At 36.6% G+C, this 13260-nt stretch carries 11 protein-coding genes, 2 tRNA genes and 1 pseudogene; 8 read left to right on the plus strand and 6 right to left on the minus strand.

The window, feature by feature from the left end:
* The first annotated feature begins 140 nt into the window (after positions 1 to 140).
* The 6 genes from CNR22_19860 to CNR22_19885 all read left to right on the plus strand — a co-directional run bounded on the left by CNR22_19860 (position 141) and on the right by CNR22_19885 (position 6577).
* Positions 141 to 623 carry a hypothetical protein gene (locus CNR22_19860; GenBank protein PBQ33939.1) on the plus strand — a complete coding sequence of 161 codons (483 nt, stop codon included), beginning with the start codon at positions 141 to 143 and terminating at the stop codon, positions 621 to 623.
* 273 nt (positions 624 to 896) lie between these two features.
* The gene (locus CNR22_19865; protein ID PBQ33940.1) at positions 897 to 1325 is read left to right on the plus strand and encodes a hypothetical protein; all 429 of its coding nucleotides are present in this window, start codon (positions 897 to 899) and stop codon (positions 1323 to 1325) included.
* Between the two features lie 319 nt (positions 1326 to 1644).
* On the plus strand, positions 1645 to 3099 hold the full coding sequence (locus CNR22_19870; GenBank protein PBQ33941.1) for a hypothetical protein: 1455 nt from the start codon (positions 1645 to 1647) through the stop codon (positions 3097 to 3099).
* Between the two features lie 724 nt (positions 3100 to 3823).
* A tRNA-Pro gene (locus CNR22_19875) sits at positions 3824 to 3896 on the plus strand.
* Positions 3897 to 4164: 268 nt separating this feature from the next.
* Entirely contained in the window at positions 4165 to 4683 is a 519-nt protein-coding gene (locus CNR22_19880) for a hypothetical protein (protein ID PBQ33942.1), read from the plus strand.
* 793 nt (positions 4684 to 5476) lie between these two features.
* On the plus strand, positions 5477 to 6577 hold the full coding sequence (locus tag CNR22_19885; GenBank protein ID PBQ34959.1) for a peptidase: 1101 nt from the start codon (positions 5477 to 5479) through the stop codon (positions 6575 to 6577).
* Positions 6578 to 6945: 368 nt separating this feature from the next.
* Here the strand turns inward: CNR22_19885 and CNR22_19890 are convergent.
* The 4 genes and pseudogenes from CNR22_19890 to nth form a co-directional block, all read right to left on the minus strand.
* Positions 6946 to 7019: transfer RNA gene (locus tag CNR22_19890), tRNA-Asp, on the minus strand.
* 114 nt (positions 7020 to 7133) lie between these two features.
* Entirely contained in the window at positions 7134 to 7637 is a 504-nt protein-coding gene (locus CNR22_19895) for a thioredoxin-dependent thiol peroxidase (protein PBQ33943.1), read from the minus strand.
* A 202-nt stretch (positions 7638 to 7839) separates the two neighbouring features.
* Positions 7840 to 8253: pseudogene (locus CNR22_19900) on the minus strand (hypothetical protein).
* Positions 8254 to 8260: 7 nt separating this feature from the next.
* Positions 8261 to 8983, minus strand: a complete 723-nt coding sequence (gene nth / locus CNR22_19905; GenBank protein ID PBQ33944.1) for an endonuclease III — start codon at positions 8981 to 8983, stop codon at positions 8261 to 8263.
* An 82-nt stretch (positions 8984 to 9065) separates the two neighbouring features.
* Between nth and CNR22_19910 the strand changes: the two genes are divergently transcribed.
* Positions 9066 to 9602 carry a peptidylprolyl isomerase gene (locus CNR22_19910; protein PBQ33945.1) on the plus strand — a complete coding sequence of 179 codons (537 nt, stop codon included), beginning with the start codon at positions 9066 to 9068 and terminating at the stop codon, positions 9600 to 9602.
* 117 nt (positions 9603 to 9719) lie between these two features.
* Here the strand turns inward: CNR22_19910 and CNR22_19915 are convergent, their stop codons facing one another.
* Positions 9720 to 11486 (minus strand): hypothetical protein, encoded by a 1767-nt coding sequence (locus tag CNR22_19915; protein ID PBQ33946.1) that lies wholly within the window; start codon positions 11484 to 11486, stop codon positions 9720 to 9722.
* 341 nt (positions 11487 to 11827) lie between these two features.
* On the opposite strand from CNR22_19915, the gene CNR22_19920 reads away from it, so the two are divergent.
* A complete protein-coding gene (locus tag CNR22_19920; protein ID PBQ33947.1) occupies positions 11828 to 12574 on the plus strand; it encodes a hypothetical protein in 747 nt (248 codons plus the stop codon).
* Positions 12575 to 12918: 344 nt separating this feature from the next.
* Here CNR22_19920 and CNR22_19925 read toward each other — a convergent pair whose 3' ends face one another.
* Positions 12919 to 13173 (minus strand): hypothetical protein, encoded by a 255-nt coding sequence (locus CNR22_19925; protein PBQ33948.1) that lies wholly within the window; start codon positions 13171 to 13173, stop codon positions 12919 to 12921.
* Between the last annotated feature and the right edge of the window lie 87 nt (positions 13174 to 13260).

Below are 13260 nucleotides of genomic sequence, written 5' to 3' on the forward strand. Positions count from 1 at the left end.
TATTAAGTTTGTAACTATAGTCCGGTTGAAGAGGCGATCTGTCAAGCTTTAAAATAAATTTCAGAAGTATAATTCAGATTTGAAGGAGATTCTGTTTTATTCAAAAATTAAGTACTTTTATTTTGATATAATTGCCAATAATGATGGAAAATCAACTTTTTCAAATAGTAGAAAAGGCCGAAATAAGCAATCTACTTTTTAACTATTTCAGAGCTATTGATGAAAAGCAACTCGATAAAGAAATTGTCGAAAACACCTTCACCAGTGATGCAAAGGTCATTAAACCTAATGGAGCAATATCAGTAGGGCCTCATGAAATACTTGAAGGACAACTAAAAAGCTTTTTACGATTTAAGGCTACACAACACGTGTGCACCGATTTCATTATTGAAATAGCAAATGATAGTGCATCCATCAGAACTAACCTAAGTGCTATGCATGTGTGGGGATTAATTAATGAAAATCCTTCACTGGAAGGCAAACACTTTCATGCAGGCGGTGTCTTAACGACTAAGGCGATCAAAGTGGAGGGTCACTGGCGAATTAGCGAATGGATATTCCGAAATACATGGCGCTCAGGAGATGGGTTGAATGAGATGGCTAAATTTGCCCGTCCTTCATAACATTTCCATACAAGTCCCAAATCTGAGCAAGAACCCGCGCGTCTTCTAGCTTTCCATTCAAATTGGGTCCTGTGTGGCGTACAAGAAGGATATTGGCAGTTATTGGCCGGTATTAAAAGATAAGGCCACCTATTGGTGGCCTTTTTTTTGTTTATTATTTTACAGCCAAGGAAAATATAGACTTTGATGTCTCAAGATTTGTCCGGTTTTTTAAGGGGTTAGTCCAGCTTTATAAACTTAGCTTGTCGCACCTTTGTAGCTTATCAAACTAAAATGAAAATTGAAAATCAGAATAACTCCGCGCAAACCGTACTAATTACAGGTGGCAACGCCGGACTTGGATATGCTTGCGCGACAGAACTACTAAAGTCAAAAAAAGGAGCGCACTGGCACGTTGTTATTGCATGCAGAGATCAGCAGCGCGCGAACGAGGCGGTGGGCAAATTAAAAACTTTAGCTGGAAAAGATGCAAGGGTTGAAGCGATGGCACTTGATTTAGCGTCATTTGCATCTATAAGAAATTTTGCGGCCGAAGTGAAGAGTAAATTAAATAACGGGTCACTACCTCCTTTACATGGCATAGTATGCAATGCAGGAGTGCAATCAGGAACTACAAAAACATATACAAAAGACGGTTTTGAAACTACTTTTGGAGTGAATCACCTGGGTCACTTCTGTGAGAACAGCGTCAACTATTGTTGAGGAATAAATAATTTTAAGTTAGTCTTAGAGCTCATCTGCACACTTTATGTTGGATCTGTTATATTTTTCATAGTTGGCAAAGACCCTTTAAAATTTATGTGAACGAGGAAGAATTTCAAGAAACAGTTTTGGGGATATATAAAGAAGGTTAGATTTGAATTCAATGAAAAAAAATGAATATGATATGAATAATTTGGCCGCGGGAATTTATTTTATAAATGTGAAAACCGGAAGTACAGTTCGTTTTTTTAAGATGATTAAACTATAATTGTTGCAAGAATTTTAATTATTTTCATAAACTTTAATTACAATCAACTAAGTGTCAGACTATCAAAAAATAAAGAGGTTAGCATTGTTTTTTCTGCCGATTGTTCTTTTCACGATTAATCTAGTTTCTAAATTCATTTTCTTAAATTATGAAGATATTGGCCTGGATGAACCGTTTACAATTTATCATGCTCAATTCAGTTTGTCGACTATCATTGAACAATTAAAGAATTACAATAACCCCCCTCTTTACGAACTAATTTTGCATGTTTGGATAGAGGTATTTGGAATTTCGTCAGTGTCTGTTCGCATACTTCCCCTTATTTTTGCTTCTCTATGTCCAGTAATACTCTATTTTTTTGGTAAGCGTTTTTTCTCACTTCAAGTGGGAGTTGTCAGTAGCTTTTTATTATCGTTTTCTGAATTGTCATCCTATTACTCCCACGATTCGAGGGTTTACAGCCTATTCTTACTTTTAAGTTTGTCTTCTATGTATTTTTTCATGGAACTTGTTCGTCAGGAAATCCAGAAGGTATCTACGATTGCCGTTTTCATAACATTAAGCAGCCTGTTAATTTACGCTCACTATTTTGGAATTTTTATCCTTCTTTTTCAAGGTATTTACCTCCTATGTTTTTTTCGAACGAAATGGATCAAATTTCTTTTTTATTACCTTACTATAGCTGCTCTCTATCTCCCTCATCTTTACCCTCTGCTAACCCGAATGGGGGATTCGGTGAAAAACGGAACGTGGTTGCAAAAGCCAAATGGTACTGAAAGCCTGTACAACATGCTTTGGGCTTTTAGTAATTTTCCTGCTATTACGGTTGCTTTAATAACGATTTTTGTTCTATCTCTGGCTAAATTAGTTATCACAAAAGATTTCTTCCGGTTAAAAAAGGAGTCGATCTTTATAGCTGTGTGGTTTCTATTTCCGTTTTTTGGCATGTTCGTTATTTCCTATTTCGTGCCGATGTATCTAAGTCGGTATTTAATTTTTGCGCTTCCCGCTTACTACATCATTATTACTCTGAGCATAAACTACCTTGTAAGGAATGTGATCCTGAAAAACTTTATTTTTCTTGCTGTTATTGTAAGTTTCAGCTTGTCAGTAAATTTCCGAAACAATAAAAAGCAAAAGATGCAGGAAGCGACTGCCTTTATTAAGTCGAATAAGGGTCCAAACACTGCAGTTATTATTTCACAGCACGATGCATTATTGTCATTAACTTACTATTATAACAGAGTTTATTTTGCGTCGATCTCTGACAATCGCGAATATCACATGATGGACAGCTTGATGCAGAGAGAAAATGTTTTTGTTTTATCTGAATCAGTTCGTGAAAGTATGACCGACGCGAAAAACTATACAAATATTATTTATTTTAAAGCTGGCAACAACAACGAAGAGTTAGAACGGAAATTTATAAGTGACTTAAAGCTAACTAAAACGCTTACCAAACAGCTAAGCACCACCCATCAAATATGGATTTTTACGAAAAGATAAGGAAGCTCTGCAACTTTAAATACCGTAATCAAAATAAATGGTCGCAATAAATATCTTATTTATAAGATTAGAGAGACTAATAAAGATTTTGAATGTCTTGAAAGTATTGATTTTATTGATGTTTTGGTGTTATTTTGTTTAGCGTATTCAACATCAAATTCCCTTTTGGTTTAGAAAATTCGGTTTACGAATTTAAAATAGACCTTCACTCATTGAAATAAAATATATTAAAAATATTTTCTGAATATTTAATAGGTCCTAAAGTATTAATTTTACTGGTGTTTTAAGGCTTGTTTAAAATCATTCCGAATAGTCATTCGTACTTTTCATAAAAAAAAATTATTGCAGAATAAAAAAAATGATTTACATTTGTGTCAGAAATTAAAAAACAGAAAAATGAAACCAAGTTTAACATATCATCAAAACCTACGCCAGGAGGGGATTTCCCCGGTATGCTGGAGTATGAGGTTATGTTAAAGCTTGAAAAATAATTATATTTTTTAAAACATAACCTCGGCTAAACACCGGGGTTTTTTATTGAGCAAAAATGAAGCAACCCAGTTTGCAGAATATATTTTTCTATCAAAAAGGTTTTACCTGACATGGGAATCGTATGCAATAGTGTGAACTATTTCAACCCGATCCCCTAAAGGATCGGGTTTTTTTATGCCGGGTAGTCAAAAAGGCAGGAGAGTTATCGGGAGCCACCCCGACAAAAAAAGAACGGGAAGTAGTTCAGTTGGCAGAACGCGGGCTTTGGGAGCTTGAGGTCGCAGGTTCGAGTCCTGTTTTCCCGACATATGTTGAGATTGGTGTAAGGGTTAACACACTGGTTTGTGGTACCGGCAATATGGATTCTCCCGATAGCTATCGGAACCTTATCTCAACCGGTAAAAATTATGAAGTGAAAAATAATTTTCATTTCATAATAAGGACAAGTAGCAGACGTGGTGTATGCGTTGCTCTGAAAAAGCAAAGAAAGTGATTCTCCCGATAGCTATCGGGATCACTCTTGTCCACAACTAAAAGAAAACGAATTAAAAAATTTTGCTTCACAAAAAAGAAATGGAAAATGAAATACATATGGAAGAACAGATCCTTGAAGTGGATAGACTGTACGAAGATGGTGAGTATTCAGAATGCAAACGCCGTTTACTCGACATGCTTGAGCAAGAGCCTGGTTTTGGTCGCGCGCATCACCTCATTGGTTGCCTGTATTACTACATATTGGATGACCAGGACAAAGCGGAAAAACATTTACGACTGGCAGTAATGTTTGCACCGACTTATCCGGCAGCATTTGTGAATTATGCACGCGTACTCAATCATCTGAACAGACAGGAAGCTTTACTGAAACTTGTATCAGAAGCATTGAAAGTAGAAGGGATGAACAAGTGTATTATTCTTATGGAAAAAGCAAAGTCGCATGAGATAAACGGAGATCTTAAAAAAGCTTTGAACAGTTACTATGATGCAGAACGTTTTGCAGTTTCGCGTTACGAGGTAGAAGAAGTGAAAATTGGAATTAAACGAATAAAAAGTAAAACGCTAAGACCATTCAAACGTTTGTTTTCAGTCAAGTAAACTATGATTTATGTACACAAATCCAACCTCTTGCTCTCCCTATAGCTAGCGGGATTGCCGCTTCTACCGTAATACTGAAGTGAACGAATGGGATTAGTTCTACCTCAAGGGTAGTTCTTTGAAAAAAATTGTTCCATACAATGGAACGAAGATCTTTCCTGAAAAGGAAAGCCGGTGCGTAAATGCGCGTACTGCCTTGTTGCGGGTTTCCAAAAGCCCCATAGTGTTGTCATCCCCTGACTGATAATATTCTGCAGTAGTGATTATTTAGCGTGCCACCAACACGTTGTGTGTTATGGGTTCAATTCCCGTTTCGCCTGAAAAACGAATAGCTCAATTGGTTAGAGCAACAACTCAAAGCGCAGGTTCGAATCCTGCCGCGATTTCTGATCGTGTAACTCAGTGGTAGAGTGCTGGACTGTTAATCCAGAAGGGGGGAGCAGGCTCGCTTCCAAAAAACAAATGAGTCAACCGAAAGAAGGAATAAAGCCGTTCTGCTTACACTTAGCAATAGGTAAAAAGCAATTGGCAATAAACCAAGGTATGCAGATACCGCTTATGCAAAAATGCTGCTTTCTATAAAGCAAACAAATCTTCACGAAGGTTTGCAGATGTTATAAAAACCAACATTGGAGGCTTTAGCTCAAGCAGATCCTCCGTTTAAATTTAATGAGCGATTTTGTTTCTTCTTTTAAATAAAATAAATAAACAATGAAGCGATATTCTGCTTCATTAGAAAATAAATATCAACCCGATGAACGTTGCCGGTACGTTTATCAAAAAACAAAAACAAATGAAAATAGTAAAAATAAATGCCTGGAAAAAAGGCTTAGTGTTTAAGAACGATAACCTGGTAAGGGTATTGAACGAAGGTGTATACTGGCTAAACCTGTTCGCCGAGGTAAAGGAGTATGATATGGCAAGACCATTTAATGCACCGTTGAATTTAAATATTCTGTTGAAGAACGAAGATTTTGTAAATGCAACTATTCTTGTTGAAGTAAAAAATAACGAGATCGCCTTGCAATATGAAAACGGTTTATTCAAAGATGTATTAACTCCAGGTAGATATGTATTCTGGAAAGGTTTGATCAACTACAAGTTTATTGTTGCTGATTTGAATGCCAGAGAAATGGATGTTGGAATTGATAAGTCACTGCTGTCAAGAAAAGAGTTGCTGGCATTTGTAAGATCGTACACTGTTGAACCATATGAAAAAGCGGTGATGTATGTAGATGGCAAGCTCACTAAAATAATTGATCCAGGAACTTACTACTTCTGGAAAAACAGCACCTCGATTGTGATCACCAGAGCTGACTTAAGAGCTATTCAAATGGAAATAGCCGGACAAGAAATTCTGACTAAAGACAAAGCTGCATTAAGAATTAACTTTTATGCACAGTACAATATCAAAGATATTGTTAAGGCAGTAGTTAATAACAAAGAATACGACAAGCAATTGTATGTATTAATGCAACTGGCTTTGAGAGAGTTTGTAGGTTCATTGACCTTAGATGAATTGCTGGAAAAGAAAGAGAACGTATCATCTTACGTTATAGAAACTGTTTCTAAAAAAGCAGAAGCGTTAGGTGTAACCTTAAATGGATGCGGTATCAGAGACATCATATTGCCAGGCGATATGAAGGACATCATGAACCAAGTATTAGTAGCTGAGAAAAAAGCACAGGCAAATACTATCATGAGAAGAGAAGAAACCGCATCGACCAGAAGCTTGTTGAACACTGCAAAATTAATGGAAGATAACGCGATGTTATTCAAATTAAAAGAAATGGAATATGTAGAAAAGATTGCAGAAAAGATCAACAACATTTCTTTGTCAGGTGGTTCGCAGTTAGTGGATCAATTAAAACAAATATTTGTTCCGGCTAAGTAATTAACCGAACAAAGATAAGCCCCTCGTCTCAGTAGGGACGAGGGTTTATTCCGGTATACCTTAGTGGTAGAGTTGCTGTTTGTAAATAGCGTGTTGCAAGTTCTCCGGATACCTATCGGGATTGCTATCGAATCAAACCGGTTTATGGCAGAAGGAGCGCTCAATAAGGTTAAAATGGCATAACTCGGTAACTTTATTGTTTTTCGGGGCGGCTGTGCCTAAATATAAATAAACTTACAAAAATTATTTTTTCTTCCCCACAACTTTTGCGCCTGATCCCTGATCCCCGATATCGGCATTTAAACCGACAACGGTCAAGAAAAAACCCCTGAAAATACTTGATTTTCAGGGGTTTAATTTTATTTCTGCGGACTGGACGGGACTCGAACCCGCGACCTCCGCCGTGACAGGGCGGCATTCTAACCAGCTGAACTACCAATCCGTTTGATCATTAAACTTTATTTCTAAATCTTAATGATTTCCCGTGGTTAAATCGGGAGTGCAAATTTAGCAGATTAATTCTAGTTTACAAAATTTATTTTCAAAAAAAATAATTTTAAAGAGATAAAATTTGTTGACCATGATTTTTACTTTCTACTTCTCTTATTATTTCTTTAATAAACCCCTTATAATCAATGATAAACGTTGTTCGCACGATGCCATCATAAATTTTCCCGAAAAGTTTTTTTGTACCCCATACATCATACGCTTTAATTATTTTCATATCAACATCAGCTAAAAGCGGGAAGGGGAGTGAAAATTTCTTAGCAAATTTCGCATGCGATTTTTCGTCGTCAGCACTCACTCCAACTACTGCGTAATTTTTTTGAGCAAGAACTTTGTACTCATCGCGTAAATTGCACGCCTGGTTAGTGCAGGTTGGAGTATTGTCTTTCGGATAAAAATAAAGGACCAGGGTTTTGCCAGAAAAGTCTGCTAAGCGAATAGTATTTCCATCCTGGTCCTTTGTTTCGAAGTCGGGAGCTTTATCTCCCGGTTTTAAAGAACTCGTATGTGCTTTAAAAGCCGCCTCGTTATTCTTCTTCTTCGTTACGGACATTTTTATCTCCACGTGCAATATCTTCTCCATCGTTATCATCATCATTTACTGATGAGTTCGTGTTCGCAGAGTGATCGTAATTGTTGTTTGCTTTTGTATCGTTTTCTTCGTCGTGAGAAGGTGTTATTTTTTCCATCACGTTGTGAGCTGCATTTTTTACAAAATCAGTAACAGCACCTGTTATTGCAGCAATTGTACTTATTTCTTTTTTAGGTGCCGCTTTTTTAATTGCTTTTTTTACCACTTTTTTTGCAGGAGCAATTTTTTTGGTAACAGCTTTCTTAACCGTTTTTACAGCTTTTTTCGCTGCTTTAACCACTTTTTTCGCTGCTTTTTTAGGAGCTACTTTTTTTATAGCTTTCTTAACCGCCTTTTTTGCCGCTACTTTTTTAACCACCTTTTTTGCAGCCTTTACTACTTTTTTAGCGGTCTTTTTTGCTGCGCCTTTTTTTGGTGCTGCTTTTTTAACGGCTTTTTTTGCCGTAGCTTTTTTAGGCGCAACTTTTTTTACTGCCTTTTTTGCTTTAGCTGCAGTTTTTTTAACCGCTTTCGCTACTTTTTTCGCTGTTTTCTTTACTGCTTTCTTCGCAGTTTTTTTAGCTATCTTCTTTGCCATAGGGTTTTTATTTTTTTAAATTATTGATTTGATCAGATTTTAATTTTTTCGTCGAAGCCTTAGTTGGCGGGGTGTTTGGCTTCTGTATGTTTATATAATTTTTTTCAAAATACTTACAATACATCGTAATCGGACAAATTTCGCACTTTGGAGTTCGTGCCAAACAAATATACCTGCCATGTAATATCAACCAGTGATGTGCTTTCGGTACCAATTGTTCTGGTATAAATTTAATTAATTGTTTTTCAGATTGCAAGGGATTTTTAGCATTCGTAGTTAAACCTATTCTGTTGCTTACTCTGAATACGTGTGTATCTACAGCCATAGTAGGTTTATCATAAATAACAGAAGCTATTACATTGGCTGTTTTTCGGCCCACTCCGGGTAAAGTCATTAAAGTTTCCACATCTGATGGTACTTTACTATGATAATCTTGTGCCAATTTTTTTGCCATGCCGGCCAGATGTTTTGCTTTGTTGTTGGGATAACTAATGCTTCTGATATATGTAAACAGAGTGTCAGAACTGGCCTCTGCCATGGCTTGCGCAGTAGGGTAATCTTTAAATAATTTTGGAGTTGTAAGATTTACCCGCTTATCTGTGCATTGTGCACTCAAAATTACGGCTACAAGTAACTCAAAGGGATTAGAATAAATGAGTTCTGTTTCAGCAGGTGCTGAGTGGGTGTCAAAATATTCCAATACTTTTTCGTAGCGCTCCTTCTTTGTCATAGAAAAAGTAAATTTAGTGTAATTTGTAATCAGAGCTATAAAGGAATCCTTAATTTTGTTTAAAGATATATTTATTTATTCTATGCGAGACTTCACTTTATTACTGTTTTTGTCAGCACTTATTTTTCTTCCCGCTGCATGTGAAAATCATCCTAAGGAAATTCCTCATCAACAAGATAACGCAGCAACAGACAAACAAATTCGTGAGCAATTTATCAGGGCCAATCAACAATTAGCGCAAAAAGAAAACGATGAAATGGATTACTACGCGAAGTCGCATAAAATGGCCTTTGTAAGAACTAAGTCGGGTATACGGTATTTTGTGTACAAACCGTCGGTAAAAGGAGATAGCATTAGAGATGGAATGACGGTTGGTCTCGATTTTGACATTAAACTTTTAGATGGCACTTTGTGTTACTCTTCCAAAACAGAAGGACGAAAAACTATTGTGATCGGACACGACGATGTTGAAAGTGGCATTCATCACGGGCTTCAGTATTTAAAAAGTGGGGATAAAGCTTTATTATTAATACCCTCGCCGTTAGCTCACGGTCTTTTAGGGGACTTTAAAAAGATCCCTCCGCAGATGCCTATTTTGTGTGACGTAGCTATTTATTGAGTAATCGCGTTAATGATTTCGAGCCAAACAATGGCACATTAATCATAGATGCAGAATAGAGTATCGAAAGATAAGAGGTAGCCTAAACCAGGAAGACAGAAGAAGAACACGAATTCGTTAAACCCGAACCCCGATCACCAAAACGTCATCTACCTGCTCTAAATCACCTTTCCATTCTTCAAAGCGATCTGTGATGATTTCTTTTTGCTTGTCGATTTGCATTTCAGAGACTTCCACAAAGATTTTGCGGAGTTGTTTGTGCATGAATTTTTTGCCGTCAGGTCCGCCAAACTGGTCCCCGTATCCGTCTGTAAAGGTATAGATCATATCACCTTTTTCAAGGCTTATTTCGTTAAATGTAAAAACGCCACTATCGTCATGTGATTTACCAACCGGCATTTTATCAGCCTTACAATTGATTATAGTTTTGTTACGAATAATGCAGAAGCTATTGTTAGCTGCCGCAAACTGTAATTTCATATTACGAATGTCGAGCTTGCATAAGATGGCATCCATCCCGTCTTTACTTTCTTCTGAGCTCCCTTCAGGATTAAGGGCTCTGATAATTCCCGCTTTAACTTCGTTTAAAACAAGATCGGGACGTGTAATTTTCTGATTGATGGCGTCATTCAGTTTACTAATGTTCAATAAGCTCATAAAAGCTCCAGGAACACCGTGACCTGTTGAGTCGGCCGTAATATAGATAAAACTGTCTGGTAAACGGGTAGCCCAGTAAAAGTCACCGGCAACAATATCTTTAGGTTTAAATAGTACAAAATGTTCGGTGAGATTAGCGCTCATCAAATTACTGTTGGCCATTAAAGCCGTTTGAATTCGCTTCGCATAATTTATACTATCAAGAATTTCTTTTTGTTTCTCGTCAACCAAATGTTTCTGAGTTTCAATTTCATTTTTTTGTTCAGATAATAATTTGTTGGCACGTCTCCTTTGATTGTTACTTCGGATAGTGAAAATTAATAACAGCACTGCAAAAAACGAAAGGATGGTAATTATGTAAATTACTGTACTCTGCTGTCCGATTTTAGCGACGTTGGCATCGATATCGGCTTGTTTTTCACGAATCTCTTTATCCTGTTTTGCCATCAGATCTTTTTGCTCCTGGATGCGCGTACTTACCTGGTCATACTCATGCTGCTTCGCTTTCAAAACTTCCAACTTTATACGCAGGGTATCTTCCATCTGCACAAGCATGGTTTCTTTTGCTTTCTTCTCTTCCTCAAGGGTTTTATAACTGGAAACTAATTTTTTAATATCGTCCTTGTCAACGGCTATCTGCCCGTTACCCGAAGATGCTATAGCGCTGAATTTATCGAAGATGGATTTCCATTCTTGTTCTTTTACAATGGCTTTTTCGTAGAGGTAGTCTTTAACGATCAAAGGCGACTCCTCCATTTTTGATTTATTGATAATGTATTTTATCCTTCCATCTGTTTCTACAAAAGAGATCATGGATTTTTTGAAATCCTGGAGCTTTTCTGCCACCATCAATACCGCCTTACCTCTGATTTTTGCATAAATAGACCAGAAATTATCGTTGCGGGAACCGTCTATAACAAGCATCTGGCAATTCGGACTAATGTCATTAACTGTTTTACAGTAAACAACTTTGATCGGAATTCTGCCACGAAATTTAACCAGATTTGGTATTCCTTTAAGTTGATAATGAAGAGCTTCTGAACTCATTACACAAATAACAAATTCATTCATTCTATCTTCAAATGGCCATGTAATGTAATTGGTAAACTTGTAGATATATACCGCCTTCATTTGAGCTGGGGTAATACCTTTCTTTTGAGAGAATGCGGAGAACGTGAGAATAAAGCTGAGAATAGCAAATAAGTATAACCTGATTTTTATAATCACTGTAAATTAAGGTTTAGAATAAAGTTAATTGTGTGTGCTCAGTTCTTTTGTGTGTGCTAATATACTTTTTCATTTTCAATTAATACAACTTTTTGAGTATTTTGAGGTCAAAAATCATTAAAAATTTAGTTTTATCGCGACTCTGTTTCTTAAAAAATGTTTATAGTCTTTTTTCGATTAATCGGTTTTAAATAACGACTAAGTTATACAATGCGTCTATAAGATTGCGGTAAATTCAATTAACCCCCCAATCCCCCTAAAATTACCACTATCGGGGGATAAATATATTGAGAAGACCTGTTTTTTTTTCTCTATTTTTGTTTTCATAACATTTTTGCACCGTGTGTGCGGTATGTTTTCACCCAGACGTTACTTTCGAAGAGGATATGATGAGTCAGAGATTTACTTTATTTTATGCCGGATTCACTGCTTATGCGCCTGCCCTTTATTTTAGTGAGCTTGAGTTTATAGAATTTTGTAAAAACGAGAAGGACGAAGTTTTATCAGAATACATTTCAAAATTTTCAGACACTCTGCAGGACAAGTACTACGAAAGTAATGCGCATCTTAAAACAGCTATAAGTGTTGCAGAACATCTTGATATTGACATTCAAAAACATCCACAATCTTTTGAAGAGTATTTTAATTGGGTGTCGCACTACACAGAGTGTTTTGAAAGAGAATTCCCGATGGCAAGAATTGATCACTACTACTTTTTGTTCGCGCGAAAAATCTCAGAAATTCTAAACAATCTTGGACTCTTAAAAATATATACGGATCTTAAAATTTCACACGAATCTTCTCCCGATCTTTCTAAAAAAATGGAGAAGTGTTTAAAAGATATTGAGTATATCCTTTTTAAGCTGATGGCTGCCGCAGCACTCTTATCAAGCGAACCGAGACAAAACTATTTTAATGTGTTTTATCGCAGTATTTGCCAGGAATTTCACGCTTTTAAAGGAATTGATCTAAACGATTTGCAAGAGCCGCAGCTTAAACAATTAAAAAAAATGGTGGAAGATTACAATCTTCACGTAATGGATGGTTTTAAAAATTGCATTAGTATGCTGAAGGAGTTGGGGATTTAAGAGAAGAGAACCTAAAACCTTGTTGCCTTCGCGTGTGTAGATGGTATTTATTGGATGATCTTAGATTTTATGCCATTTGAAAGCTCTAAATGAACGTCTTGATACCTGGAACCCTTCATCAATCAACGCCTTCAGTCCAATTTTACATTCCTCTGCAACTTTTAGCTAAATCAAGGGGGTTTTAATACTCAGCACCTTGTGAACCTTTGAGTAAGGTGATTTTGCCAGTTAAGGTTTTTGGTATTGCCGGAAAAATTGGTAATCGTAATTTTCCATGCATAAGCATCTGTTTTGCATAGTTTAGATTTGTAAGTTCCATCCCAACCCATCGCAAAATCGTAGGATTAAAAGATGCTTTCTCCCCAGCGATAAAAAATTTCAATGCTGTATTTTTTTATTGCACTTCCCTGCGGTTTAAATAAGTCATTTAGTCGATCGCCATTTGGAGTAAAAGCGTTTGGTATATATAATCCAAACTCGTCATTGATCAGAACCGGTTTTATAACTGTGTCTTTGCAACCCCATTTGTTTTGGGCAAATAATACTACTGGATAGTTCCCTGCGAGAGTGAATCTGTACTTGATGTTTTTTTTAGTCATTGCCTTAGAATCTAAGGTGGTAAACCAGCTCCACGAATTAAGACCATCACCGCGGCTGGTATTATAAAAAATTACGTCATCAAGCCC

Source organism: Sphingobacteriaceae bacterium (assembly GCA_002319075.1).
In the GTDB taxonomy this organism is placed as follows: domain Bacteria; phylum Bacteroidota; class Bacteroidia; order B-17B0; family Aurantibacillaceae; genus Aurantibacillus.